This is a genomic window from Burkholderia sp. Bp9140 (assembly GCF_003853425.1).
Taxonomy (GTDB): Bacteria; Pseudomonadota; Gammaproteobacteria; order Burkholderiales; family Burkholderiaceae; genus Burkholderia.
On record NZ_QTPQ01000001.1, the window covers coordinates 89,840 to 116,359 of the forward strand.

General features: G+C 66.0%; 19 protein-coding genes and 1 pseudogene. 9 read left to right on the forward strand and 11 right to left on the reverse strand.

Features of this window, described 5'->3' with window-relative positions:
• Position 1: 1 nt before the first annotated feature.
• The 8 genes from DIE21_RS00390 to DIE21_RS00430 all read right to left on the reverse strand — a co-directional run bounded on the left by DIE21_RS00390 (position 2) and on the right by DIE21_RS00430 (position 13,255).
• Positions 2–1,156: a DUF2827 domain-containing protein gene (locus tag DIE21_RS00390; protein ID WP_124494960.1), complete on the reverse strand. Its 1,155-nt coding sequence runs from the start codon at positions 1,154–1,156 to the stop codon at positions 2–4.
• A gap of 14 nt (positions 1,157–1,170) precedes the next feature.
• Positions 1,171–2,316, reverse strand: a complete 1,146-nt coding sequence (locus DIE21_RS00395; RefSeq protein WP_124494962.1) for a DUF2827 domain-containing protein — start codon at positions 2,314–2,316, stop codon at positions 1,171–1,173.
• A gap of 404 nt (positions 2,317–2,720) precedes the next feature.
• Complete coding sequence (locus DIE21_RS00405) at positions 2,721–3,395, reverse strand: OmpA family protein (RefSeq protein WP_124494964.1); 675 nt, start codon at positions 3,393–3,395, stop codon at positions 2,721–2,723.
• A gap of 124 nt (positions 3,396–3,519) precedes the next feature.
• Entirely contained in the window at positions 3,520–9,459 is a 5,940-nt protein-coding gene (locus DIE21_RS00410) for an ESPR-type extended signal peptide-containing protein (RefSeq protein ID WP_124494966.1), read from the reverse strand.
• Positions 9,460–10,593: 1,134 nt separating this feature from the next.
• Positions 10,594–11,496 carry a ferritin-like domain-containing protein gene (locus DIE21_RS00415; RefSeq protein WP_124494968.1) on the reverse strand — a complete coding sequence of 301 codons (903 nt, stop codon included), beginning with the start codon at positions 11,494–11,496 and terminating at the stop codon, positions 10,594–10,596.
• A gap of 92 nt (positions 11,497–11,588) precedes the next feature.
• Positions 11,589–11,807, reverse strand: a complete 219-nt coding sequence (locus DIE21_RS00420) for a transcriptional regulator (RefSeq protein WP_124494970.1) — start codon at positions 11,805–11,807, stop codon at positions 11,589–11,591.
• 190 nt (positions 11,808–11,997) lie between these two features.
• Positions 11,998–12,648: an NADPH-dependent FMN reductase gene (locus tag DIE21_RS00425; protein WP_059466925.1), complete on the reverse strand. Its 651-nt coding sequence runs from the start codon at positions 12,646–12,648 to the stop codon at positions 11,998–12,000.
• Positions 12,649–12,949: 301 nt separating this feature from the next.
• Entirely contained in the window at positions 12,950–13,255 is a 306-nt protein-coding gene (locus DIE21_RS00430; RefSeq protein ID WP_124494972.1) for an NIPSNAP family protein, read from the reverse strand.
• Positions 13,256–13,587: 332 nt separating this feature from the next.
• On the opposite strand from DIE21_RS00430, the gene DIE21_RS00435 reads away from it, so the two are divergent.
• Positions 13,588–14,388: a GNAT family N-acetyltransferase gene (locus tag DIE21_RS00435; RefSeq protein ID WP_124494974.1), complete on the forward strand. Its 801-nt coding sequence runs from the start codon at positions 13,588–13,590 to the stop codon at positions 14,386–14,388.
• Between the two features lie 28 nt (positions 14,389–14,416).
• Here DIE21_RS00435 and DIE21_RS00440 read toward each other — a convergent pair whose 3' ends face one another.
• Both DIE21_RS00440 and DIE21_RS00445 read right to left on the reverse strand, forming a co-directional pair.
• Complete coding sequence (locus DIE21_RS00440; RefSeq protein ID WP_124494975.1) at positions 14,417–15,766, reverse strand: DUF3999 domain-containing protein; 1,350 nt, start codon at positions 15,764–15,766, stop codon at positions 14,417–14,419.
• Positions 15,763–19,140, reverse strand: coding sequence for a DUF2339 domain-containing protein (locus DIE21_RS00445; protein WP_124494977.1), 3,378 nt, complete (start codon positions 19,138–19,140; stop codon positions 15,763–15,765). The genes DIE21_RS00440 and DIE21_RS00445 overlap by 4 nt, the downstream gene beginning before the upstream one ends.
• 360 nt (positions 19,141–19,500) lie before the next feature.
• Between DIE21_RS00445 and DIE21_RS00450 the strand changes: the two are divergent.
• From DIE21_RS00450 to DIE21_RS00485, 8 genes and pseudogenes are all read left to right on the forward strand, one after another.
• Positions 19,501–20,909: pseudogene (locus DIE21_RS00450) on the forward strand (glycine betaine/L-proline ABC transporter ATP-binding protein); the annotation flags it as partial.
• Entirely contained in the window at positions 20,902–21,798 is an 897-nt protein-coding gene (gene choW / locus DIE21_RS00455; protein WP_124494979.1) for a choline ABC transporter permease subunit, read from the forward strand. The pseudogene DIE21_RS00450 and the gene choW, both read left to right, overlap by 8 nt.
• Before the next feature lie 118 nt (positions 21,799–21,916).
• Positions 21,917–22,915, forward strand: a complete 999-nt coding sequence (locus tag DIE21_RS00460) for a GlxA family transcriptional regulator (RefSeq protein WP_124494981.1) — start codon at positions 21,917–21,919, stop codon at positions 22,913–22,915.
• Between the two features lie 110 nt (positions 22,916–23,025).
• Complete coding sequence (locus DIE21_RS00465) at positions 23,026–23,973, forward strand: choline ABC transporter substrate-binding protein (protein WP_124494983.1); 948 nt, start codon at positions 23,026–23,028, stop codon at positions 23,971–23,973.
• Between the two features lie 261 nt (positions 23,974–24,234).
• On the forward strand, positions 24,235–24,417 hold the full coding sequence (locus DIE21_RS00470) for a hypothetical protein (protein WP_124494985.1): 183 nt from the start codon (positions 24,235–24,237) through the stop codon (positions 24,415–24,417).
• On the forward strand, positions 24,414–24,974 hold the full coding sequence (locus DIE21_RS00475; RefSeq protein WP_124494987.1) for a hypothetical protein: 561 nt from the start codon (positions 24,414–24,416) through the stop codon (positions 24,972–24,974). Before DIE21_RS00470 ends, DIE21_RS00475 begins: the two co-directional genes overlap by 4 nt.
• Positions 24,975–25,104: 130 nt before the next feature.
• Positions 25,105–25,623, forward strand: coding sequence for a M35 family metallo-endopeptidase (locus tag DIE21_RS00480; protein WP_260432257.1), 519 nt, complete (start codon positions 25,105–25,107; stop codon positions 25,621–25,623).
• Positions 25,583–26,020 (forward strand): hypothetical protein, encoded by a 438-nt coding sequence (locus tag DIE21_RS00485; RefSeq protein ID WP_185642718.1) that lies wholly within the window; start codon positions 25,583–25,585, stop codon positions 26,018–26,020. Before DIE21_RS00480 ends, DIE21_RS00485 begins: the two co-directional genes overlap by 41 nt.
• 68 nt (positions 26,021–26,088) lie before the next feature.
• On the opposite strand, the gene DIE21_RS00490 is transcribed toward DIE21_RS00485, so the two are convergent.
• On the reverse strand, positions 26,089–26,514 hold the full coding sequence (locus DIE21_RS00490) for a PACE efflux transporter (RefSeq protein ID WP_124494993.1): 426 nt from the start codon (positions 26,512–26,514) through the stop codon (positions 26,089–26,091).
• Between the last annotated feature and the right edge of the window lie 6 nt (positions 26,515–26,520).

A 26,520-nucleotide genomic window follows, 5' to 3' on the forward strand; every position in this document is an offset into this window, starting at 1 on the left:
GTCATGCGTCGCGATAGAGCGACGCGATCGCGTCGGAATACGCGGCGACGTTGTCGGGGTTGTAGATGCTGACCGAGTCGAGCACGTGCTTCGATTGCTCGCGGTATGCGTCGAGGTTCGCGTCGTGTTCGGCGAATGCCTGCAGCAGCGCGCGGCCGCCGGCCTGGCAGTCGAAGTCCGGATAGAAATACCCGGCCTTGCCGAGGAACGGCGAGTTGTGGATCAGCGGATAGTCGCCGTACAGCAGTTCGTAGTACAGGTAGTTCTGCGCGTTTTCCCACGTGTGCGATACCACCGCATCGCCGTAGGCGGCCATGAACTCGTACACGGCGTAGCGGCTTTCGAAGGTCGTGATCCCGTGGTTCACGATGTCGAGGCTCTTCGCGAAGTGGACGAACGTCGCATGTTCCTTCAGGTGCAGCGTGTTGCACACGCGCACGAACTCGAGGAATTCGGGCTTCGCGCGATACGCTTCCTCGGTCACCAGCATCGGGATGATGCTCGTCTTCACCATGCAGATGTTCGGCTCGAACATCGTCACGCGCCAGCGCGGCTTGGCCGGCTGATAACCGAACGACAGGCCGGCGCCGAGCGTCGCGCGCGCCTTGTCGAACAGCATCGGATGCCAGATGTGCGGGACGATCGTCACCGGCGCGCGCAGGCCCGTCTGGTAGTAGTGCAGGCACGAGCGCTCGAATTCCGGAATCGTCCACACCGCGTCGTACGGCGCGCCCGAGAACAGGAAGCCGGACGGCTTGTCGAACATCGCGCGCTCGATGTCGATCACGTAGTCGTTGCCGACCCGCATCGTGACGACCTTGCCGCCGCGGTCGCGGAACGCGCGCAGGTAGTCCGCACCGAACTGCGCGCTCATTTCGATCAGCACGTCGCAGCGCTGCAGCGCTTCGTCCATCGACAGCAGCGGCACGTCCCATTCGCCGAGCATCATCTGCGGATCGGCGAGCTGTTCGCCGCCGTTCACCATCACGGCTTGCGCGACGAGCGGTGACTGGCGCAGCAGCAGGATCAGCAGCAGGCAGTTCTGGAAGATGCCGTTTTCCCACAGCGACTGGCCGGCGCCGCGCACGAACAGCGACACGCCGACGACGAGACGCTTGCCCTCGCCGGGCGCTTGACGGGCATTGGAGTCCGACATGCGTATGCTCCGGTTCAGGCGACCAGGCGCGCGACGAACGCGTCCAGGTTCGCGGGGTTGTCGACCGAGACCGACTTCAGCAGCCGGTCGGCTTTCGCGCGATAGTCGTCGAGCCGCTCGTCGTGATGCAACCATGCATCGAGGAGCGCCTGGCCGCCCGCCACGGAATCGAAATCCGGGTAGTAGTAGCCGGCGTCGCCGAGCAGCGTCGAGTTGTGGATCAGCGGATAGCCGCCGTACAGCACGTCGTAGTACAGGTAGTTCTGCGGATTTTCCCAGTGATGCGACACGACCGCATCCGCGTGGCGCGCCATGAAGCCCGGCAGGTCGATGCGCGGCTCGAACGTCGCCTTCTGCTGGCGCACGAGATCGAGGCTGTTCGCGAAGTGCACGAAGGTCGGATGGGCCTTCATGTGCATCGAGTTGACGACGAACAGATGCTGCACGGCGTCCGGATGCGCGCGGTAGAACTCGTCGCACGCGAGCATCGGGTAATGGCAGGACTTCACGACGGAGATGTTCGGCTCGAGCGTGGCGAGATGCCACGGGCGGCGGCCGGGCCGGTAGCCGAACGTCACGCCTTCGCTCGCCAGCGCGGCGATGCGGCGATCGAGGAAGTACGGCGACCATAGATGCGGAATCGTATGGACCGGTGCGCGCGTGAGCGTGCGCAAGAGCGGCACGTCGATCTTCCGCGACTTCTCGAGCACCCACACTTCGTCGAACTGCGTGCCGTTGAAGATGTGCCCCGACGGCTTGTCGAAGATCGGCGTTTCCGCGAGGCCGCTGTAGGTATGGCCGACATAGCACGCGACGAGTTTCGTGCCGAGCGCCTTCACGTGCCTGAGCCATTCGACCGGCAGTTGCGCGCCCATCTCGATCACGACGTCGAGCTCATGCGTGACGTCGGCGGGCTTCACGAGCGGCACGTCGAGACCGTCGAGTTCGAGGCCGACCGGCAGCGCGTTCGCGTCGCCGCCGTTCAGGAAATAGACGGGGCCGACGCGGTCCGAGCGCTCGAGCATCATCGCGAGGTACGCGATGTTCTGGTGAATGCCGTTTTCCCAGATCGCCTGGCCGTCCCGCGCAAACAGCGAGATGCCGACGGCCGGCCGTTGCTTGCGGGTGCCGCCCGAGGCGGCTTGATTGATGTCCGTCACCGGTTGGTTTCCTCTGCGGCGTCGTGCGTTCGGCCGTGGCGTCGAGCGCCCGGCCGCGTAACGGCGCGCCGTGGATTGTCGTGGTTGCGTTCGCGGCGGCGCGCGCAGGACAACGAGTCGAGCGACGCGGATCGCCGGGCGGCCGGCGGATTCCGGTGTGTCGTCGGGCGGGACTGGCACGGCGCGCGACGCGGGCGGAATGCCCCGGCAGCTGTCTGCGGCGATTGTGGCACGGAAGTCGCCGGTTTGTGGAGAGGGCTGACGAACTTTGACATAGCCGCCGGCGCGGGCGCCGGGGCCTCGGCGAAGCAGTGTCGGCGCGTTCCTGCGGGGCGGATGTCGCCTGCCGGTCAGGGCCGTCGCGTGCGGATGCGAGTTGTGCCGGGGCCGCGACGGCCGGTTGCTCAGCGTTGCAGCGAGATGTCGACGCGGCGGTTGCTGGCGCGGCCTTCGGCCGTTGCGTTGGACGCGACCGGATCGGCGCTGCCGCGGCCCGTGACCGACACGGCTTGCGCCTTCAGCCCGTGCGCGTTCAGGTAGCCCGCGACGGTTTCCGCACGGCGCTTCGACAGCGCGAGATTGGCGGCGTCGTTGCCGACCGAATCCGTATGGCCGGTGACCGTCACCTGCGTGTACGTGCGGTCCTGGCGCTCGCTCAGCAGCTTGTCGAGCGATGCGCGCGCGGCCGGCGTGAGCGTGGCCAGGCCCGTTGCGAACAGCGCGTCGCCCGCGAGGTTCACGTGTTCGACAGCGGCGGGCGCGGGTGCAGGTGCTGGCTGGGCGGCCGACGCCGCTTCGGCCGGCGCGGCGCCGCACTGGAACACCAGCGTCGCGGGATCGGATTGGTCGCGCAGCGCGCGGGCCGCATCGACCGTGCGCACCGGCTGGTCGCCGCAGATCTTGCGGGCGGCCTTCATGCAGGTCTGAGGGCCTGACAGCAGCCCGTGGCAGTCCACCTGGAAGGTGCGCACGCCATCGCGCGGCTGCAGTTCGGATGCGCTGTAGGTCGGGCCGGATGCGGTGGAGCACGCGGCGAGGGCCATCGCGGAAAGCGCGAGCGCAAGAGCGAGTTTGTTCACGGTTACGTCCTCAATGCTTGGGTTGACTGACGCCCGCCGCGGGATGCGCGGCGGGCTCGTCCTGCCGTCGGGGCCGCCGCGCGCCGTCCGGCTCGTGAGCCGGGCGGCGGGGCGGCGCGACGGGTTACTTCCACTGGTACAGCATGCCGGCGCCGATCACCTTCTGACCGCCGCTGAAGCCGCCGTTGATCGACGCCTTCAGGTTCTCCGTGATGCGCGCCTGCATATTGACCGCCATTGCCTTCTGACCGAGGAAGGTCGACGTGCCGACACCCATCCCGAAGTTGGCGTCGCGATCGAGCTGCGGGATCGACGCCATCGCGCCGACGGCCGCGATACCCTGCTTCGCCATCTGGTCGGTCTGCTGCAGTTGCGAACCCAGCGAGTTGATCTGCGCCTGCTGGCCCGACAGTGCCGTCGACAGCGTCGTCTGCACCTGCGTCAGCTGGTTCACGTTCACCGCGTCCGTGCCTTGCGTACCCGGCGCGACGTTCGTGATCTGGCGCTGCTGCGTGTCGCTGCCGACCGACACCACGTTCGAACGGCCGCCGTCGTTCGACGCCGCGCCGATTGCCACCGAGTTCGAACCGGCCGTGACGACCGGCTTGTCGTTGCCGGTACCGTTCATGTCGGCGGCGATGCCGTTGTTGTTGGCCGTGCGGGTCGTGTTGTTGTTGATCGAGGTCGACAACTGGCTCACCTGGTCGCCGAGGTTCGTCACGCCCGTCGACAGCGAGGCCACCGTGCTGTTCGTCGTGCTCAGGCCGGTCGACAGCGAGCCGATGCCCGTCGACGTCGACGTGGACAGCGACGTGAGGTTGCTGTTCGTCGAGCTGAGGCCCGTCGACAGCGAGTTGATCGCCGTCGAGGTCGACGTGGACAGCGACGTCAGCGAGCTGTTGGTCGAGCTCAGGCCCGTGGACAGCGAACCGATGCCGGTCGACAGCGACGAGATGTTCGACGCGGTCGACGTCGACAGGCTGTTGACCGCCTGGTTCGTCGCGTTGAGCTGGCTGCCGTTGATCGCGTCCGTGCTGGTGGCCGATACCCGGCCTGCCGCGACGTTCGTGATCTGGCGCTCCTGACCCGGTGCGCCGACGCTGAAGACACCCACCGGCGACGTGCCGTAGACCGGGTACGTGATACCGCCGACCGTGACGCTCGACACCCCGACCGCGGCGCTCGTGGTCGAGTTCGCGCCCATTGCGATCGAGTTGGCGACGTTGGCCTGCGCGTTCGTGCCGAAGGCGAGGGCGTCCGCGGCCGTGGCCTTGGCGCCCGAGCCGTAGGCCTGTGCGCCGGTGGCGCTGGCCGTCGACTGGTTGCCCAGCGCGATCGTGTTGTCCGCGGTGGCCTGGTTCGAGCTGCCGAGGGCCAGCGCGCTGTTGCCGGTGGCCGTGTTCGCGTTGCCGAGCGCCACTGCGCCGGTGCCGGTCGCCGTGTCGTTCGCGCCCAGTGCCACGGCGCCGGTGCCCGTTGCAACGCTCGGGTCGCCGATCGCGACCGCGCCGTCGCCGCTCGCCGTGTTGCCTGAGCCGATCGATACCGCCTTGCCGCCGGTGGCCGATGCGTTCTGGCCGATTGCGACCGCGCCGTCTGTCTGGGCGTTCGAACCGTCGCCGACCGCGACGCTGCTGGCGCCTGCCGCGCTGGCGTTCACGCCGGCTGCGAGCGAGTTGACGCCCGTCGCGCCGTCGTTGGCGTAGTTGCCTTGCTGCGTGCCGTTGTCGTTGACGCTGTAGTAGTGCGTCTTCGCGGCTTCGATCGCGGTCGACGTCGACGTGGACAGCGACGTGATCGAGCTGGTGGCCGACGACAGACCCGTCGAGGTCGACGTGGACAGCGACAGGATCGTGCTGGTGGCCGTCGAGAGACCGGTCGAGGTCGACGTCGACAACGAACCGATCGAGCTGGTTGCCGACGACAGGCCCGTCGAGGTCGACGTGGACAACGAGCTGATCGAGCTGGTTGCCGACGAGAGACCCGTCGACGTGGAGGTCGACAGCGACGCGACCGAGCTGTTGGTCGAACTCAGGCCCGTGGACAACGACGTGACGCTGCTCGAGGTCGACGTGGACAATGACGTGAGCGAGCTGTTGGTCGAGCTGAGGCCGGTTGACAGCGAGCCAATCGAGCTCGTCGCGGTCGAGAGGCCGGTCGAGGTCGACGTTGACAGCGAGCTGATCGAGCTCGTTGCCGACGACAAGCCGGTCGACGTGGACGTCGAGAGGGAAGCGACCGAGCTGTCGGTCGAGCTCAGGCCGGTGGACAGCGAGTTGATACCGGTCGAAGTCGACGTGGACAGCGAGCTGATTGAGCTCGTTGCCGACGAGAGGCCGGTCGACGTGGACGTCGAGAGGGACGCCACCGAGCTGTCGGTCGAGCTCAGGCCGGTGGACAGCGAGTTGATACCCGTCGAGGTCGAGGTGGACAGCGAACTGATCGAGCTGGTTGCCGACGACAAGCCCGTCGAAGTCGAGGTGGACAGCGACGAGATCGAGCTCGTTGCCGACGACAGGCCCGTGGACGTCGAGGTCGAGAGCGACGCCACCGAGCTGTCGGTCGAGCTGAGGCCGGTCGACAGCGAATTGATACCCGTCGAAGTCGAGGTGGACAGCGAGCTGATCGAGCTGGTTGCCGACGACAAGCCGGTCGATGTGGAAGTCGAGAGCGACGCGACTGAGCTGTCGGTCGAGCTCAGACCCGTCGACAGCGAATTGATACCCGTCGAAGTCGAGGTGGACAGCGAGCTGATCGAGCTGGTTGCCGACGACAGACCCGTCGACGTGGAGGTCGACAGCGAAGCCACCGAGCTATCGGTCGAGCTCAGGCCCGTCGACAGCGAGTTGATACCCGTCGAAGTCGAGGTGGACAGCGAACTGATCGAGCTGGTTGCCGACGACAGACCCGTGGACGTCGAGGTCGAGAGCGAAGCCACCGAGCTATCGGTCGAGCTCAGGCCGGTGGACAGCGAGTTGATGCCCGTCGAGGTCGAGGTGGACAGCGAACTGATCGAGCTGGTTGCCGACGAGAGGCCGGTCGATGTGGAAGTCGACAGCGAAGCGACCGAGCTGTCGGTCGAGCTCAGGCCGGTCGACAGCGAATTGATACCCGTCGAAGTCGAGGTGGACAGCGACGTGATCGAGCTATTAGCTGACGACAAGCCGGTCGACGTCGAAGTGGACAGAGACGCGATCGAACTGTTAGCCGACGACAGGCCGGTCGACGTGGACGACGACAGCGACGTAACCGAGCTGTCGGTCGAGCTCAGGCCCGTCGACAACGAGTTGATGCCCGTCGAAGTCGACGTGGACAGCGACGTGATCGAGCTATTAGCCGACGAGAGGCCTGTCGAAGTCGAAGTCGAAAGCGAAGCAACGGAGCTATTGGTGGAGCTCAGTCCCGTGGAGAGCGAGTTGATGCCCGTCGAAGTCGACGTCGACAGCGACGTCACCGAGCTGTTAGTCGAGCTGAGACCCGTAGACAACGAAGTGATGCCGGTCGACAGCGACGCGATCGCGCTGCTGGACGACGACACCGTCGTCGACAGCGAATCCACGGCCGAATTGGTCGCGAAGAGCTGGGAGCCGTTGATCGCGTCCGTGCTGGTCGCCGTGATTTGACCTGCCGCGACATTGGTGATCTGACGCGTGGTGCCCGTGCTCGCGTTGCCAACGCTCACTACGCTGCTCGGATTGCCGCCCGCGAACGTGCTCGTCACGCCGCCGACGGTACCGGTCGGCGTTGCGTTCGGGGTGTCGGTGACGGAGCCGCTGCCGAGCGCGACGTCGCCGTTGTTGTTGGCGATGGCATTCGGACCGATCGCGACCGAGTCGGTGCCGAGCGCCTGGCTGTCCGTGCCCGTCGAATTCGCGTGGAAGTACTTGATGCCCTGGCTGTTGATGCTGTCGATCGCCGAGCCGACGCTGTTGGCGGTCGACGTCGTGCCGTTCGCGTTGTACGTGGTGTACGACGGAGCGGAGACGGTGCCGGTGGCCGGGTCGTAGCTGGCGCCGCCACCGAGGGCTGCGGCGGTGCTGTTGCCGAGATTGTCGGTCTTGGTCGCGACCGTGCTGATGCCGGTGGACAGCGAATTGATACCCGTCGAGGTCGAGGTGGACAGCGACGTGATCGAGCTGTTGGCCGACGACAGGCCAGTCGACGTGGACGACGACAGCGAAGTCACCGAGCTGTTGGTCGAGCTGAGACCGGTGGACAGCGAATTGATACCCGTCGAAGTCGACGTGGAGAGCGACGTGATGGAGCTATTGGCCGACGAGAGTCCCGTCGACGTGGACGACGACAGCGAAGTCACCGAGCTATTGGTCGAGCTGAGGCCCGTGGACAGCGAATTGATACCCGTCGAAGTCGAGGTGGACAGCGACGTGATGGAGCTGTTAGCCGACGAGAGTCCCGTCGACGTGGACGACGACAGCGAAGTCACCGAGCTATTGGTCGAGCTGAGGCCGGTGGACAGCGAATTGATACCCGTCGAAGTCGAGGTGGACAGCGACGTGATCGAGCTGTTAGCCGACGACAGGCCAGTCGACGTCGACGACGAAAGCGAAGTCACTGAGCTATTGGTCGAGCTGAGACCCGTGGACAGCGAACTGATACCCGTCGAAGTCGAAGTGGACAGCGACGTGATCGAGCTATTAGCTGACGACAGCCCCGTCGATGCCGACGTCGACAAGCTCGCGATGCTCGACGTCGTCGTGCTGGCGACAGCAAAAAGCTGGCTGCCGTTGATGGCGTCCGTGCTGTTCGCGCTGACCAGGCCGGCGGCGACGTTCTGAATGCGTCGCTCCGCGCCGGCTGCGCCGACGCTGACCACGCCGGCAGCAGAACTCGCGCCGGCATAGGTGCCGAACGTCTGGCTGCCGATCGTCGTGCTGCTGATGGTGCCGGTGCCGCCGGTGGCCGTGTTCGCCGTGCCGGTCGTGACCGCATTGGCGCCGAGCGCGACCGAGCCCGCCACGTTCGCGTTGGAACCGGCGCCGAATGCCTGCGCATTGGTGGCGCTGGAAACCGCGGTATCGCCGATCGCGATGCCGCCGGCCGAGGTAGCCGTGCTGCTGTTGCCCAATGCGACCGAGCCTTGGCCGGTCGCGGAATTGGCGTTGCCGATCGCGACGGCACCCTGGCCGTTCGACGAATCGTTCGCGCCGAGCGCGACGGCGCCCGTACCGATCGCCGAGTTCGGATCGCCGATCGCGACCGCGCCGTTGCCCGTCGCCGTCTGGCCGCGACCGATGGCGACGGCGCCGCCTGCTGCCGTGCTGCTGTTGGCCGTCGTGCCGCTCGAGCCGATCGCGACGTTCTGTCCGATTGCTCCGGAGACGACGCCGTCGCCTTGCGCGATGCCGTAAGCACCGTTGACGGTTGCGCCGCGACCGAGCGCGATACCCGAGGTCGCGGTCGACGCGACGGACGACTGCCCGCCGATGGCGATGCCGTCCGTCGCGGCCGATTGCGCTCCCTTGGTTGCGTTGCTGCCGATCGCAATCGAGCCGGCACCGGATGCGATGGTGGAGTTTGCCTGGGACAGCGGCGTCGTGCCGTTGCCGCCCGCGCCGCCGATTGCGACCGAGTTCAGCGCGTTTGCGGTCGAGCCGAAGCCGAGCGCCGTCGCCGCCGTGCCGCTGGCCGTTGTTTCGAGGCCCGCCGCGACGCCCCACAGTCCGGCCGATGACTGCATGCCGTTGGCGACGGCGCCGTTGCCGGTCGCTTGCGCGAACGAGCCATAGACGGTGACGCCGGTCCAGCCGTTGCCGTTGGCGTTACAGCCGGCAACGATCGAATACGTGCCTGAGCCATCCCCGGCCTGGTTCGCCGTGCCGCCCGGGTTGACGCGGCCGACTGCGCCGTTGCTCCCTGTAAAGCAGGTTTGCACGGTTGTCAGGGTGTTGGCCTCGGCGAAGCCCGGCAACCCGATCGCCAGCGCGGCGGCGACGGCGACCACCACGGCCGACTTGTTCGGCTTGCCCCGTGCCGAATCGTGTTCCGATGCAGCGACCCAGGCGCCAAGGGCTTCGTTCCAGATCGAGCGGTATGTGCGGTTCATGTCCTGCTGCCTCCAAATAAGCACGCCACACACCGGTCTCTTTCATTAGATGAATATGCCGTGCGCTTGCGCGAATCTCAAAATTGATGGGCGGAGTTTATTTGAGGTGATATTTGGAGATTGACAAACAGTGAAAAATGGAAGGTTTTGAAACTTAAAAGATAGTTAATAAATCACGTGTTGATGTGTCTGCAAAGAATGAAGTTGAAAAGTCATGGAATGCTTGGTGAATGGTTGTGGATGGTTCGGAGATTTTATGGATAGTGTATAAAAATCAATGACATACGTGTGTTTTGTGCGCTAGGTGACAATTTGACCTGACATAAAAGTAAGACAAATGAAATGGCAAACGTTTGCGCGTGGCGTTCGTCTTTCAAAACTGTAATGTCAGGTGGTGTGCTAATCGATATCGATTTGAGGTTCTTGTTAAGTTATTAATCTTGTATTTTATTGGGATTTTTAATTGTATTTATAGGTTGCGTGGATAATCGAGAAAATATGAAAAGCGAATCGTCGAGGTATGCTGATTTGCGCATCGCGTCGGCCGCGCACGCCCGTGGGGCGGGCCTTCCTCAAGTGGCCGGCCTCATGAAGTTGTAAAAAAGTGCTACAGGCGGAATCGCCCCTGCAACGGGGATCTGATTTCGAATTTGTCCTATTGATGGCGATTTATGTCGCGCGTTAAGGCCCCATTGAACCGGATGTCGGCTCGCCGTGCGGCGGGCCGGTAACCATAGCCGTTGTGGTGGTGACAGGTTGTGCCTCCGATGACTGGCCGGCGACGCGCAAGGCGGGGGCAACGGGAGGAGCGTCGCCGCGACGATTTGACCCCTGTTCGCAAGGGTTAGCCGGCTAGCGGAAGGGTGACGTTGAAACGCGTCGAATAGGCATCGTCAGGCTGTGACGGGCGCGCAGTGGCCGGTGTGACGTCGCGCGTGACGCGACGGATTCCGGCCGGGGTGTGTTCGTTTTCGTCCGGAGGGGAGCAGGCGGGCGGATAGCAACAGCCGCAGGGAGAGTCGGGTTGCGCCACCCCGTCCGGACGACACGGCACACGATTCCGGACAAGGCGTCGGTGGGCTGCCATGCGCGCCGATCCGCGCCGCCAGCAACCCGCCGCCCGCCGCCGCGGCGTTATTTCCGCAGGAACCGCAGTGCCAGGCGCGCCATGCGCGGGACGAACATCGGGCGCAGCAGTCGCGCGTCGTACCCGGCCATCCGCCGGTTGTTCTCGATGAGGCACAGCTCGATCAGCTCGCGCGGGTTCAGCGCATCGCCGATGTCGGACGTGCTCGTCGCCGGGAAATTTGCGTCGCGCGCGACGCCGTCCGTATCGATCCCGCGCGCGATGCCGGCTCGCTCCCGGATCAGGAACGCCCACACGGCCGCAACCCGTGCAAAGAACCAAGGCCGGCGCCACCACGGCAAGTTGCGCCAGTACCACGCGTACCAGTTCACGAAGAACAGGATGTGGCGGCCTTCCTCCTGGATCACGGGTTCGAAGGTGTCGACGAGTTCGGCAGGGAAATAGCCGGAGCGCTGCGCGGAGCGGAACAGGCCGAATGCGAAGAAGCTGTCGATGCACTCGCTGAAGCCGGTCGCCATCCACGCCCACTCGGGGTCCTTCGGCGCCGGATAGGCTGGTTCCGGGGCGAGCTCGATGCCGTATGCCTGGACCAGCTTCGACAGCACGACCTTGTGCCGCGCCTCCTCGCCGCCATCCGTCTCGAGCGCCTGGCGCAGCAGCGGATCATCGACGGTGGCTGCGAAGGTGGCGACGCGGATCGACGCGCGCCCTTCGGTTTGCACGGCGATGTCCCAGATCGGCAGCGACGTGAGGCGCTTGAGTTCGTCGGGTTTGAGCGGCGGCCAGTCGATGACGGCCGGCTTGTACGGGTTGTGCGTATCGAGCAGCATGCGGCAGAACATCTGCCTGTGCGCATCGGAACCGATCCTGACCGGACCCTGACGCTCGAAGGTCCAGTTGCGCATGGCATGATCTGCCGCTGCATGCTGTTCCTGCAGCGTGTCGGACATGGCTGTTGTTATGCGATTACGAGACGAAAGATTCTTGCATAGCTTCCGTAATCGCGCGTTTTCGTGCGGGCACGCGTTGCCCGGCGCCGTGCTCAGGCCTGCGTGTCGACCCAGAGGCGCCCCCAGCGGGACGCATACGCGAGCGCGTGTTCCTCTTCGAAGAAGAAATCGATCGCGTCGAACGACACGGCGCGCGGCGACGGACCGCCGCCTGCCTTTTCGATCGTCAGGTTGGCGGCGAACAGCCCGTTCGGCAGCCGGGCGGCGGCGGGGGCGACTTCGTAGCCCTTGTAGCGGATCGTGCGGTTCATGGCGTACGCATGGAGGGTTCGGGCTTTCAGCGTACGAAAACCCGCGGCCCGCGTGAACCAATCTTTCGGCCAATGCAAATCACGTGGCGGGCCGAATCGTTATCGGCGCGGGGAGCCGGCACGAAGCAGGGGTGTCGCCGCGGTAGGCGCGCCGGACGTTCGGCGCGCGCGGGCGTCGGGAGGACTGCGGTTACTGGTTGGCGATCTTCAGCACGGGGGCGAGCGCGTCGACTGATGCGGCATGCGTGGCCGCGCGATGCGACGCGAACGCGAGCGCGAACTCCGCTGCTTGCGAGCCGACGGTCTCGAGCTGCGCGACGACCTTCGGATCCGAGCAGCTGTCGGCGCTGTCGAAGCGCGTTTCGAGCGTGTTGACGGTCGCGCCGAACGGCGTCGGCCAGCCGCGCAGCGCATGGACGATCGAACGCAGCGACGTCAGCACGGTGCCCGCGGCTTGCCAGCCGTAGGCCGTGACGATCAGACCGACCGCGCGGCCGTCGAGATACGGACGCTCGTCGGCGCGCAGTTCCTCGAGCGTGTCGAGCGCGTTCTTCACGAGGCCGGACACGCCGCCGTGATAGCCGGGCGTCGCAATGATGATCGCATCGGCTTCGCGCACGGTGTCGATCAGCTCTCGCTGCGCGTCGGTCAGCGTCTTGTGTTCGGGGGCGTAGTGCGGCAGCGTATGCAGGAACGGGCCGTCGAACAGGCGCGTGCGTGCGCCGGCGGCCTGCGCACCGCGCAGCGCGAACGACAGTGCGCGCTCGGTCGACGACGCGGCTCGGGTGGTGCCGCCGATGCCGACCACGAACGGGCGGCGGTGTTGATCGAATGCAGTCAAGGGGCGCTCCTTGGGGATGGCTTGCCCGGCTAAGCACAGGCTTAAAACCAGATGGTAACGACCCCGCCGCCACTCTGAAAACGACTTTTCGTTCTATCGATATGCCATGCACGCGGGTCGGGCGCGTGCGCGGCGACGCAGATGGATAGCAGAAATGCTTGGTTGGGACGGCGGGCCGCGCTCGATAAGATGGGCCCGTCTCCTCCATGATGTCTCTACTGACATGGGTTGGCCCCGCCGCGCGGATGCAGGCGGGGCTTTTTTTCGTGCGGCGCCGGAAAGGGGGCGCGATTCACGGGCGTTACTCGAACACCGGCCGGAAGAAGCTGCGCTCGTAGCTGACGATGCAGCGCGTTTCCTCTGCGTAACGGAATGCGGCCTGGCAGGCGGGATCGGTCTTCGAGCGTTCGCGGTAGCGCTCGTATTCGGCAAGGCTCGGGAACGAGAACATCGCGAGCGCGATGTCGTTCGCGCCTTCGGAAGGCAGGAAGTAGCCGTGATGCGTGCCGCCGAACTGCTCGACGAGCGGAATCCACATCCTGCCGTAGGTTTCGAACTGCTCGAGTTTGTACGGATCGATGACGTAGCGAAGGAAGCAGGTGACCATGGGCGCTCGCGGTGCGGTGAAGGATCAACGAGTCTGGATCGCGTCACTGACCGTGTCAACGAGGAAGCGGCCGGCCTGCGCGAGCAGCGTGCATCGCGAGCAAGGGATCGCGCGTGCGGAATCGCGTCGTCGAGGATGTGCGCGTCGCGCATTGCTTGCGTGAACAACGATCGGTATTTTCAGCGAGGTGTCCGAAGCTGCCGAAGGCGCGGACATGCACGCCATCGTGCCGTCGTTCCGCTTCGATCCCTCACGATCTTTACGACATTTTTTCTTGCGACGCACCGCGGCACGCTCCTAGACTTCGGTCATCCTGACCACGGAGCGCTGCCATGTCGATACCCCGGAACACGATCGCCGAACGTTCGCCTGCCGCGCCGCCTTCCGTGCGTGCCGACAGGGTCGTCGTGCGGCGCTTCGATCCGGCATTCGACAGCTATGCGCAGCTCACCGCGCTGCTGCATCGTGCGTTCGCGCGACTCGGCGCGATGGGACTCAACTGCACGTGCGTCGACCAGGCCGAGGACGTCACGCGTCGCCGCGCGGAAGCGGGCGAATGTCATGTCGCGGTGTCCGGCGGTCGTGTGATCGGCACGATGACGCTCTACGCAACCGATCCGTCGTCGCCGTGCTCGCTGTACCGTCACGACGGCGTCGCGAGCGTGCGGCAGGTGGCCGTCGATCCCGGCTGGCAAGGCGGCGGAATCGGCGCGATGCTGCTCGCGTTCGCCGCGCGGTGGGCCGCGTTGCGCGGTTATTCGCTGCTCGCGCTCGATACGCCGTATCCCGCATCGCATCTGCTGGCGTTCTATCGGGCTCAGGGCTTCGACGTCGTCGATATCGTGCGCTTCGCCGGCAAGCGCTACGACAGCGCAATCCTGTGCAAGCGGCCGGTCGCATGTCTCGCGCGTCGCATGGCGCCGGCATCGCGGCGGGTCGGGCGGCATGTCGCGGTTGCGCAATCTCGTGCGCCTCGCGCCGTCGCGGCGATCCGGGGCGACTGGCGTTTGCGTCGCGGCGTGCGCGCCGCGGCGATGGGCGCGGCCGGCGCGGCCAGCTGCCGCTCGTCGCCGTGGCGAACGCGTCAGCACGGCCGCGCCGCGGCACGACAGGCGCGTGCGGTGCCGGCCTGATTCGTGACGCCGGCCTGGTGGCGCGGCCTTACTCGTCGCGCTTGCCCGGTTCGCCGCCGCGCGCGAGCCGCCATGCGATCGCGCCGAGCACACCGACCGCGACGACCAGCGCGCCCCACAGCACGTAACGGCGCGTCGCATCCCTATCGGTCGACGGCTCCGGCGTGACCGCCGAGGCCGGCAACGCGGCGCCGACGCGCGCGGGCCGCACTTCCGGCGCCATTCCGACCAGCAGCGCATCGCGGCTCACGGCCGACGACGGCAGCGACGCATTGCCGACGCCGAGCGTGAATGGCGGCGTGCCGCGTGCGACGAAGGTCAGGGCGGCCGGGTGCCAGCCGACCGCGACGGCCGGCTGACCGCCGCCGAGTCCGCCGTTGCGCATGTCGACGACGATCCGCCACGCGCGATCCGGATTCGGCGCGAAGGCCAGCGGCGGGTTGCGCTGTTCGCCGCCCTTGCCCTGCAGCCGGAACAGCACGGCGCCGGCGACGTCGCGCCACGGCGTCTGCGCGTCGGGGCGACTCTGCAGGGTTGCGCGCGCAACGGTATTGGGCTGCGGCAGGTCGATGCGCACGCGGTCGACCGGATACGCGCCGTCGGTGTCGAACAGATACTCGCCGGGCGTGCTCCCGGCCCGCACGTGCACGGCGTCGCGCCATTGGCGCGGCACGGCCGCGGTGTCCGCCGTGCGCGCATCGCGCGGTTGCGTCTCGATCTCGATCGCCCCGATCGCGGGCGCGCCGTCGAGCCAGTCGAGCCGCAGGTAACGCGGCCCCGTGCCTTCCAGCACGATGCGTTCCTGTACCAGCATGTCGCCGCCGCGCCCGACCTTCAGGAGTTGCGTGCTGCCGAGCGAGCGCCAGCTGCGCAGGTCGTCGCTCGCTTCGACGGCGACGCGCCCCTGGTAGCTGTCGTCGCTCACATGCACGAGCAGCGCGTCGACCTCGCCGTCGGCATGCGACAGGTCGACGAGATCGGCCGCGTGCTTCGCGGGCGCCGGTGCGGTGACGGCCGCGCGCAGCGAGCCGTCCGGCGCGACCGACACGCCGAGCGGCGCGTGGCCGTCGTCGGGGCGGGACGGCGGCAGCGGGAACCAGTGCACCGGCGTGCGCGACGGCGGCACGGCGGCCGCCGCGGGTGCATCGAGCGAATACGGCACGGGTTCGCCGGCGCCGTTGAAGATGCGCACGTCGCCGAGGTCGTCGCGCCGGCTGGCCGCATATGCGGCCTGCGGCACGGTGAGCTGGTAATACGCGGCGCTGCCGTCGAGATCGAGCGAGAAGCGCCGGGCGACGCGTTCGGCGCCCGGCGTGCCGTCGGCCGCCGCGAACGACGTCAGCAGGCTCAGGCCGAGCAGGGCTGCGAGTCGTTTCATGGCTGGTTGTCGTCCCGTTGGGCCGCGGCCTTCGGCGGCAGCGGCGAGAAATAGCCGATCAACAGCAGCAGCACGCCGATGCCGATGAACGACACGATGCGTTCGATGCCGGTGACGTGCGACAGGTCGAACAGGAACAGCTTGATCACGGTGAGCGCGAGCAGCGCGGCGCCGACGAACCACAGCGGACGCAACCCGCGACGCGTGGCCCAGATCATCGTCGCGAGCGCGCAAAGCGTCCAGTACACCGAAACCGACGCCTGCACGAGCGTCGATTCCGCCATGGCGTCGAATGCGTACGGCACGCCGGTCCAGTGATGCAGCGTGCGCAGCAGGATCGCGTTCAGCCACAGGAAGGCCGTCGCGCCGGCCGCGCCGAGCAGCTCGACGCGATAGTTGCCGAATGGCCAGCCGAGCTTGCGCGCGCGCACGAACCACGACGCGGCGAGTGCATAGACCACCACGAGCACGAGATCGAGCGGATTGAGCAGCGGGATGCGCGCCCAGCTGCCGCCGTCCTGCGTGAAGTTCGCGTAGAAGGTCCAGACCCACATCACGACGATCAGCGGCAAGGACGCGAGCGCGCATACGCGCGCGATGCCTTCGCGGCGCGTCAGCCACATGCCGGCGAACGCGAACAGGCTCCAGCCGACCATGAACACCTGCTGGATCCCGAACGACGACAGCACGGTGTCGGTGTCATACGCCAGATGGAAACGGTGATGCAGCGTGCGCAGCAGCAGCGCGTTGAACCACAGGAATACGGTCGCGAGCCCCGCGAGATCGGCCGCAAGCGGATGCCAGGTGACGCCGAGCGTCTTCAGGCGGCGCAGCCAGGTGGCGAACGCGACGAAGATCAGCAGTTGCGCGACGTCGAGCGGATTGAGCAGCGGCAGCCAGAACAGCGGCGACGCGTCGCCGTCGCTCGTCACGCTGGCGATGCTCCACAGCCACAGCAGCGCGGCGAGCGGCGCGGCACCCCATACCTGGTACGCACGCGGGAACGCGGCGACCGGCCAGCGCAGCCGCGAGCCGGGGCCCGCCACCAGCAGGAGCAGCGCGCCGAAGCCGTAGGCCCACGCACTCCAGCTCCACGCGCCTTCGGGCACGAACGCGCGCAGGCGCCAGAAGCCTTCGAGCGAGCATAGCCCGCACAACGTCCAGAACATCAGCGTGTGCAGCGGCGCGATCACGGGGACGGGGATGGCCGCGACGGCCGACGTTTCCGTCGCGCCCGTCGTGCCGCGCGACTGACGCAGCAGCAGCGCATAGCATGCGATGACGGCGATCGGCCACGCGAACGCACCCATGCCCGACAGCGGCGCCTCGTGCGAATCGAACGCGCGCATTGCGAGCAGCGCGAGCACCGGCGTCAGCGCGAGCGCCGGCCATTCGGCGATCGGCCAGGCGAGCTTGCGGCGCGCGACGTGCGCCAGCCACGCGGTGCCGGCGGCGAACAGCGCGGTCGCATCGACGACGAAGCGGTCCGCATGCAGATCGACGTGACGGCTCGCGTAGACGAGGATCTCGTGCAGCCCGCCGCTCAGCCACCACAGCAGCCCCCACGCCGCAGCGGCCGCGCCGACATCCGGCATCCACGCATGCCATGCGCGCGCTTCGTCGCGCCCGTGCAGCCACCAGCCGGTGAACAGCCCGGCAAGCGCGATCAGCAGCATCGCGATATACGCGCTGTTGAGCACCGGCAGCGAGCTCGCGTCGGCCGGCCCGAGCAGGCTCGTGAAGAATGCGCCGGCCGCGGCGACCTGCATCAGCAGGCCGAAGCCGAACGGCGCAAGGCGCTTCTCGCGCACGCCGACCCACACGATCGCCGCGCCTTCGATCGCCCATGCGGCGCTCGTCGTCGGACCCGAGAACGCGAGCGGCACCGCGAGCGTCGCGAAGATCACCGCGAGCGCGAGCATCGCTTCGAACAGCAGCGCGAGACGATCGCGGCGCCGTGCGAGCCATGCGGCGACCGCGACGTAGAACGCAGACAGCGCGACGGCGCTCCACGCGAGCCCGAACGGCATGTCCTTCACGAGCGACGCCTGCAGCGCGGTCGCGACGATCGGCGTGCCGAACACGAGCGTGCCGTCCACGTAGTGGCGCAGTGCCAGTTCGCGTTTCACCGCGTACAGCAGCGCAATGCCGACATACATCAGGAAGAACAGGATCAGGAACGGTTCGGTGGTGGCGAACAGCGCGGGGCGGTACGCCGTCACGCCCCACGCGGAGCCGATCGTGAAGGTGAACACGAAGCCGAGCAGGTTCAGCGGACGCCAGGCCTTGAACCACGCGATCGCGAAGATGCCCGTGTTCAGCAATGCGTAGTAGCTGAACAGCGCGACATGGCTGCCATGGCCGGTCGACAGCAGCACCGGCGCGAGAAAGCCGCCCGCGCTTCCCATGAACGCGAGCGGCAGCGCGTTCTGCTTCACCGCGAGGAAGGCGCTCAGCGCGCACACCGCGACCATCAGCGGGAACGCCGCGCCGACCGGCAGCAGCGCATAGAGCTTGGTCGCCGCGAAGATCGTCAGGTACAGGATGCCGATGCCGCCGCCCTGCAGCACGAGGCCGTACGCCGCGCGGCGCGCGCGCACGCGCCAGCCGATCGCGAGCAGCGCGGCCGCGGCGAGCGCCGTGCCGGCCAGGCGGAATTCGATCGGCAGCAGGTTGTTGTCGGCCGCGTACTTGAGCAGGAACGCGACGCCGAAGAACAGCACGACGATGCCGACACGCACGACCGTGTTGCCGCCGAGCAGCCAGTCGCGTGCGGCGCGGAGCGCGCGTTCGGCGATGCCGGGCTCGCGGGGCGTCGGCGGGGCGGGCGGGGCAGGGCGGGCGGTCGTGGCGGGCGGATTCGTCGTGGCGCGGGCAGCGGCACCCGCTTCGTTCGTGCGCGCGGCGACTGCCGGCGCGGGAGCGGGTGTGAACGTCGACGACGGCGTGTCGGCATTCGCGACGGCGGGCTGCACGGACGGCCGCGGCGGCATTGCGGCGGGCGCGGGCGTGACGGTGACGGACGTCGCCGACGGCGCCTGCGCGGCGCTGCCTGTCTCGGGGGCACCGGCGGCACCGGCCTTTGCGCCGGCGAGCTGGCCGCGCAGCACCGCGAGCTCGCGCGTGAGCGTGTCGACCGTCGCTTCGAGACGGGCGACGCGATCGGCGAGCGTCGCGGGCGGCTGTTGCGGCGTCGCGGGGTTCGTCGATATTGCGGCCGTGCCGCCGCTGTCGCGCTTGCGTTGTTGCAGCGCGTGGCCTATGCAGAATCCGATGGCCGCACCGAGCAGCGTGCCGTTGGCGGCGGAGAAATCCCCGAACAATGCGGCGATACCGCCCACGATGAAACCGATTGCGGCAAAAGCCCAATTCATCGCCTAGCTCCCTCTCTCATTTCGTTTTCGTCCTTCGATCGCCGCGCGGGCCGATCGAGGCTGTTTCGGCATGGCCGGCAGGCGAACCGGCATGCGTGCACCGCTGGCGCCGCGCCGCGCGCAAGGCGCGCGGCGACGTCGCAATCAGTGTGGTTGCCGGCAATGTATCACAGCGGCCATGCGGGATTTTCTGGGTTGCGCGCGGGCCGCGAAACGTGGCTGTCGCGCGTTCGCCGTCCGCGACTTTCGTATGACCATTCTTTTTGTTCGTACGGGATGAGCCGTACGGTTCGATCGGACGTGAAGTTGTCCCAAAGCGACGCGCGTGAATCGCGCGTGGGTGCAAAGCGACGCCGCTCGAGCGCCACGCTGCTGCGCACAACTCCCGCGCGCGATGCCCGTCGTTGCTGGCCGTGCGCGTATTGCATTGCCGCAATCGGGTACCTCCGCGCGCCGCGTCCCGTGTGGCGGGGCTGCCGGGTGTGTCGTATTTGCGCAAGCGTTTGTCGTAATTCGTCGGCAGGTCGGGGTTTTTTCTGGCAACTATGTAGGCACGCTATGACACGCGTGAGTCCCCGCTACACGAGGAGAAGGTTTCAATGGATGCCCCCAAGGTCGTGGTCGAAGGTCTGTGCAAGGTGTTTGGAAGCAATCCGCAGCAGGCGCTCGACATGCTCGCTGCCGGTGCGACGAAAGATGATGTGCTCAAGCGTACCGGTCAGGTGGTCGGCGTGCACAACGTATCGTTCGACGTGCAGGAAGGCGAAATATTCGTGCTGATGGGCCTGTCCGGCTCCGGCAAATCCACGCTGATCCGCCTCGTGAACCGGCTGGTCGATCCGAGCGCCGGCAAGGTGATGATCGACGGGCTCGACGTCGCGTCGGCACGCCGCTCGGCGCTGACCGCGCTGCGCCGCAAGGACATGAGCATGGTGTTCCAGTCGTTCGCGCTGATGCCGCATCGCACCGTGGTGTCGAATGCCGCGTTCGGCCTCGAGGTCGCGGGCGTCGGCAAGAAGGAGCGCGAACGCCGTGCGATGGAAGTGCTCGAGCAGGTCGGCCTCGCACCGTTCTCGCACAAGCTGCCGTCCGAGCTGTCGGGCGGGATGCAGCAGCGCGTCGGCCTGGCCCGCGCGCTGGCCGTGAATCCGTCGCTGATGATCATGGACGAGGCGTTCTCCGCGCTCGATCCGCTCAAGCGCCGCGAAATGCAGGACGTGCTGCTGCAACTGCAGAAGGAGCAGCGCCGCACGATCATGTTCGTGTCGCACGACCTCGAGGAGGCGCTGCGCATCGGCAACCGCATCGCGATCATGGAGGGCGGCCGGCTCGTGCAGGTCGGCACGCCGCAGGACATCATCGCGAACCCGGCCGACGACTACGTGCGCGCGTTCTTCGACGGCATCGACACGAGCCGCTACCTCACGGCAGGCGACCTGATGCAGACGGGTGCCGTGCCGACCCTGTCGAAGTGCGATGCCGCGAACGTCGCGGCGACGCTGAACGGCAGTGCCGAATACGCGTTCGTGCTCGACGCCGGACGCAAGATCCGCGGCTTCGTCACGCGCGATGCGATCGGTCAGGACACGCCGTCCGTGCGGCCGATCGAAAGCATCCGGCGCGATGCGTCGCTCGAACATGTCGTCGCGCGCGTGGTCGCGAGCCCGAATGCACTGCCGGTCGTCGACGACGACGGCTGCTATTGCGGCTCGGTCGATCGTGCGCTCATCCTGAAGGCCATCACGCGTTCGCGAGGCTCCCATGTCTGAAATGATTCCGCTCGGTACCTGGGTCGACCAGTCCGTTCACTACCTGCTCGACCATGACGCGGCGACGTTCGATGCAATCGGCCGCGCGATCGAGGGCCTCGCCGCATTCGTCGAGCACAGCCTGCAGGCGATCCCGATGTGGCTGATGATGGCGATCTTCATCGGCGTCGGCTTGTGGCGCGTGGGCTGGCGCTTCGCGCTGTTCACCACTGCGTCGCTGCTGCTGATCTTCGCGACGGGCTTCTGGGACCAGACGGTCATCACGCTCGGCCTCACGCTGTCGTCGACGATCGTCAGCCTCGTGCTCGGCATTCCGCTCGGCGTCTGGGCCGCGAAGAGCAAGTGGGTCGCCGCCATCGTGCGTCCGATCCTCGACCTGATGCAGACGATGCCCGCGTTCGTCTACCTGATTCCGGCCGCGATGCTGTTCGGTCTCGGCCGCGTGCCGGGGATCCTGTCGACGGTGATCTTCGCGATGCCGCCGGCCGTGCGCCTGACGAGCCTCGGCATCCGTCACGTGAACCGCGAGATCGTCGAAGCCGGCCAGGCATTCGGCTGCACGCCGTGGCAGCTGCTGTACAAGGTGCAGTTCCCGAATGCGCTGCCGTCGATCATGCAGGGCGTGAACCAGACGATCATGATGGCGCTGTCGATGGTGATCATCGCGTCGATGGTCGGCGCGGGCGGCCTCGGCAACGACGTGCTCGCGAGTATCCAGCGCCTCGACATCGGCCTCGGCTTCGAAAGCGGCCTGTCGGTCGTGCTGCTCGCGATCATTCTCGACCGCATCACCGAAAGCTTCGGCCGTGCGCCGGGCACCGCGAAAGCACCGCTGTTCTCGGGCCTGAAGCAGCTGTTTCGCGTGAAGGCTGAACCCGCTCAAGCCTGATCCACCGGCGGCTGGTTCGTCTTCCGGCTGCCTTCCCCGATTCGACACCGGCTTTCCGCGGCGCGCGCCGCGGGGCTGGCGTCCTGCAACCTGCTCAACCGTTCGCCAGGAGCCCGATGTGACGTCCGCCGCCGCCGCCGTGCCCGCCGCTTGCGTTTCACCGGTTTCGTCCCTTGCCCATTTCGGCTTCCTGACACTGCCGAATTTTTCGATGATCGCGTTCTCGAGCGCGGTCGAAGTGCTTCGGATGGCGAACTACGTCGGGCGCGCCGACCATTACCAGTGGTCGATCTACTCGCTCGACGGCGCTCCCGTGCATGCCAGCAACGGCATCGCGGTGCGGCCGACCCAGGCGCTCGACTACGCGAACCTGCCCGACGTGATGATCGTGTGCGGCGGGATTCGCATCCGTGACGTGGTCGACGACGGCGCGCGCGACACGCTCGCGGCGCTCGCCGAACGCGGGCTGCCGCTGGGCGGCATCTGTACCGGCGCGTATGCGCTGATGTCGGGCGGGCTGCTCGACGGCTATCGCTGTACCGTGCACTGGGAGAACCTGTCCTCGCTGCATGCGGAGTTTCCGCAGGTGGGTTTCGCCGACGAGCTGTTCGTCGTCGACCGCGACCGGCTCACCTGCACCGGCGGCACCGCGCCGCTCGACCTGATGCTGAACCTCGTCGGCATGCGTTTCGGCCAGCAGCTCGCCGCGCAGGTGTCGGAGCAGTTCATCCTCGAGCGCATCCGCAGCTCGACCGACACGCAGCCGATTCCGGTCGATGCGCGCGTCGGCTTCTCGCGCGCGGAGCTGATCGAGGTCGTGCGGCTGATGGAGGCGAACATCGAGGAGCCGCTGTCGCTCGAGGAACTCGCGCGGCTCGTGCGGCTGTCGCAGCGGCACCTGCAGCGAATGTTCAAGGTGTACCTGAACGTGTCGCCGACCCACTATTACCTGACGCTGCGGCTGAAGCGCGCGCGCGACCTGCTGCGCACGACCGACGCGTCGATCGCGCGCGTGACGACGACGTGCGGATTCCATTCGCCGTGTCACTTCAGCAAGGCGTATCGCGCGCAGTTCGGTCACGCGCCGAGCTACGAGCGCCGGCTGCCGGGGCGCTGACACGACCCGCACGAGCCATTCGGTTCGCGACGCCGCCGGGATCGCGGCGCGCGGCTTCAACCATCGATCCCGCACCCATGAAAAACGACGTCACTTTGAGGAGAAGACAGATGAAGCGCCTATTGATCGCAGCGGTATGCGGGATCGGGATCGCGGCACCGATGTCGGCGGTTTATGCGGCCGACCCGCCCGTGTGCAAGAACGTGCGCTTCGCGGACGTCGGCTGGTCCGACATCGCGGCCACTACCGGCATCGCATCGACGATGCTGCAGGGGCTCGGCTACGCGCCGACCAAGACGATCGCGTCGGTGCCGATCACGTTCGCCGGCATCAAGAGCAAGCAGATCGACGTGTTCCTCGGCTACTGGTCGCCGACGATGGACCCGATCATCCAGCCGTTCACGAAGGCCGGCACGATCAAGGTGCTCGCCACGCCTAACCTGACCGGCGCGAAATACACGCTCGCGGTGCCCGACTACGTGTACCAGGGCGGCCTGAAGTCGTTCGCCGACATCCAGAAGTATGCGGACAAGCTCAACGGCAAGATCTACGGGATCGAGCCGGGCAACGACGGCAACGCGCTGATCAAGAAGATGATCGACGGCAACCAGTTCGGCCTCGGCAAGTTCAAGCTGGTCGAGTCGAGCGAGGCCGGGATGCTGGTCGAGGTGAACCGCGCGGTCCGCGACAAGCAGTGGATCGTGTTCCTCGGCTGGGAGCCGCATCCGATGAACGTGCAGATGAAGATCGATTACCTGACCGGCGGCGACGACGTGTTCGGCCCGAACTACGGCGAAGCGAAGGTGCTGACGGCCACGCCGCCCGACTACGCGCAGCGCTGCCCGAACGTCGCGAAGTTCGTGTCGAACCTGCAGTTCACGACGGCGATCGAGAATCACGTGATGGTGCCGATCATGAACAAGCAAGAACCGAACAAGGCCGCGGCCGAGTGGCTGAAGGCGAACCCGCAATCCCTCGACAAGTGGCTGGCCGGCGTGACGACGATCGACGGCAAGCCGGGCCTGCCGGCGGTGAAGGCGTATCTCGGCGTGCATTGAGCAGGGTGTTCGGGATTTTCCCACGTTTGATTGAGATTTGACCGTGGCTATATGCCCCCGAATGACAGGGTAGTGACCTGTGGTTCGGGGGCTTTTTCATGCTTGTCCGTCGTTCACCATTTCAGATGATTGCGAAAATGAACGATGGAAATATAAGAACAATGAGTTATTCGAATTTCGAACTCGTATGATTGAAATCCCCTTCAGGATCGCGCATTTTGGTGTCGTTCATCCATACCAAATTGACGAAGGGGAATCGGCATGTCGCGCGAGCAGATAGCATCTACTCATTCATTCACTGCCATTGGCTCGCTGGCCAAGCGCAATGGGTGGATCCTCGGGGTCAGTAGTGGGCTGACGGTTGCCGGGCTCACAGTCGCCTGCGTGGATGGCATCGGCACAGTTGAGGATGACAGCGAGGCCGCCATTGCGGATGGCGCATGATCCGCTATTTTCTCGCCCGAGGGGATCGCGGCGGTAGCGCGACAATCATGGAAGGCCTGCCGACTGTCACCTGCTCGAATCCACCTCCGAGCGTACATATCGCGACGCTCGATATGAAGACCTACTGCACGGCGTGCGGGCAGGAGGGATTTATCGCCCCGAAAGGGCCTCGGTGGCCCGGTACCGGGCCGAATGGCAAGGCCTGGGCGCTGAGCGGAGATGTCAACGTTTGCGGGTGCAGTCCTGCGCCCGTGTTCCAGGCCAAGCGTGGCATGAGCATGTCATTCACGGCCGAGCAATTGGCGGCGTTGACGGGGCAGGTTCCACATCACTTTCATTCGGCGTCTGCCACCGCCGACGAGCACGATGAGCAGTACGTTTTGTGCGACGAACGAAGCGGTCGACCGCTTGCACATGTTCGGTACCGCATATACACAACGTCAGGTCTGGTCATCAGCGGTGTCACGGATTGGGAGGGACACACGCGACGCATAACAACACGTCGCGCCGAAAAACTCAGGCTTGAGGTCATGGAGAACAATCGCGATGACCTGTAACGAGTATGTATGCGTTCACGATTCGGCGGTGACCAACACGAGGCAGGGTTCGAAGCTCAAAGTTTTCCTTACGCTCGATGGCCCGCCAATCTGCCCGACGATGACCGACGCAGAATTCAGAGAACTGATGATGGAACTTCGCGATGAAGGGGTTGGCCTCGTGGCGGAGCGGCTCAGAAGATTGGCGGAGTGGGCGCCGGCGGAACGCAGGCGTGTCTGGACGTGGTTTGGCACCGATGGCGACGAGATCCGCCTCAGCCTTGTCACCGGATTGACTGCAACGCTCGAAGTTATGCGGTCACTGCGTCCCGGGAATTTCCTGAGAGCGCATCCCGATCTGGATAGATCCCTTGGATGTTTGCCCACCAACAAGCATGTTGGAACCGTTGCGCACGTATGCGGTCCTGACACGGCTACGCACACGATAAGTATTCACGAGGAGTTTTGTACGATTCGTGATCGAAGCCGGGCGGCTACCTCGAAGTTGTCAACTATTATCCACGAGTGTACGCATTTCAAAGATACGTTTGGAGCGGGCGATCCAAAATATGGAATCACGCGATTTCTCCCGGAGTGGGGGCAAGCTAACCCGGAGCTGGCAATTAGAAATGCGGACAGCATCGCGGCATACGTTATTTGGCTTGATTAGCGGGGCGGTTTTCCTGTTTGCGACGGCAAATTCCCATGCTTGTGCGGGATCGGAGAGTTTTCCAGGGCAAAATTTTGATCTCATGTTCGAGAAAAATTCGGCATCGGTGAGCGCGGAGCAAGTGGCGAAACTGAGGGGCTGGGTTTCGAATATGCTGTCGAATTTTCCGAATCGCGAGGGCGTAGCCGTGACCGGCGTAGCCGAATCGGAAGAGGTCGAACCCGAAGCACTTTCTGCCAGACGTGCCGCGATTGCACACCGTCTATTGCAGCATTTCGGGCTGACGCACGAGCGCTATGCAATTCATGGTTATGTATATAAGCGCATGAGCGTTCATGACAGTGAAAATGCGAAGCGGGTTGAAATTACATTGCTCCCGGGCTGCTCCGATAATTGACGCCCTGTGAGGCGGGGCGGCGTCGGGGATTGTCCCACGCTGTCGCCTCGCGATATCGGGCCCGCCACTCACGACCCCTTGGTCGCCGCCGGCACGTCGAACACGCGATCGAATGCCCACTGGAACACGAACGCGTAGCAGAAGAAGAACGCGAACAGCCCGATGTCGACGACGAATGCGTCGAACCACGAGATGTCGAGCCACCCCGACACGATCGGCACGAGGATGAAGATCAGCCCGCCCTCGAATCCGGTCGCGTGCAGGATCCGCCGCCCGAGCGTGCGCTTCGGCTGCCGGCGCGACGCTTCCCAACGCTCGAACAGCGCGTTGAAGAGCATGTTCCACAGCATCGCGATCGCGGACATCGTCGCCGACAGCGCACCCGAATAGACCAGGTCCTGCCTGAAGAGCGCCGCGATCACGGGCGAGATGCAGGAAATGGCGATCACTTCGTAGAGCACCGCCTGCGTGACCCTGCGCGAAAGGCCTTGCACGTTGTT

Bases quoted from the DNA above. Each gene is read 5' to 3' on its own strand.
- DIE21_RS00430 (WP_124494972.1), bottom strand. From the start codon at position 13,255: ATGGTCACCTGCTTCCTTCGCTACGTCATCGATCCGTACAAACTCGAG.
- DIE21_RS00410 (WP_124494966.1), bottom strand. From the start codon at position 9,459: ATGAACCGCACATACCGCTCGATCTGGAACGAAGCCCTTGGCGCCTGG.
- DIE21_RS00485 (WP_185642718.1), top strand. From the start codon at position 25,583: ATGCGGACAGCATCGCGGCATACGTTATTTGGCTTGATTAGCGGGGCG.
- DIE21_RS00440 (WP_124494975.1), bottom strand. From the start codon at position 15,766: ATGAAACGACTCGCAGCCCTGCTCGGCCTGAGCCTGCTGACGTCGTTC.
- DIE21_RS00480 (WP_260432257.1), top strand. From the start codon at position 25,105: ATGGAACTTCGCGATGAAGGGGTTGGCCTCGTGGCGGAGCGGCTCAGA.
- DIE21_RS00420 (WP_124494970.1), bottom strand. From the start codon at position 11,807: ATGAACCGCACGATCCGCTACAAGGGCTACGAAGTCGCCCCCGCCGCC.
- DIE21_RS00390 (WP_124494960.1), bottom strand. From the start codon at position 1,156: ATGTCGGACTCCAATGCCCGTCAAGCGCCCGGCGAGGGCAAGCGTCTC.
- DIE21_RS00415 (WP_124494968.1), bottom strand. From the start codon at position 11,496: ATGTCCGACACGCTGCAGGAACAGCATGCAGCGGCAGATCATGCCATG.
- DIE21_RS00470 (WP_124494985.1), top strand. From the start codon at position 24,235: ATGTCGCGCGAGCAGATAGCATCTACTCATTCATTCACTGCCATTGGC.
- DIE21_RS00435 (WP_124494974.1), top strand. From the start codon at position 13,588: ATGTCGATACCCCGGAACACGATCGCCGAACGTTCGCCTGCCGCGCCG.
- DIE21_RS00465 (WP_124494983.1), top strand. From the start codon at position 23,026: ATGAAGCGCCTATTGATCGCAGCGGTATGCGGGATCGGGATCGCGGCA.
- DIE21_RS00445 (WP_124494977.1), bottom strand. From the start codon at position 19,140: ATGAATTGGGCTTTTGCCGCAATCGGTTTCATCGTGGGCGGTATCGCC.
- choW (WP_124494979.1), top strand. From the start codon at position 20,902: ATGTCTGAAATGATTCCGCTCGGTACCTGGGTCGACCAGTCCGTTCAC.
- DIE21_RS00475 (WP_124494987.1), top strand. From the start codon at position 24,414: ATGATCCGCTATTTTCTCGCCCGAGGGGATCGCGGCGGTAGCGCGACA.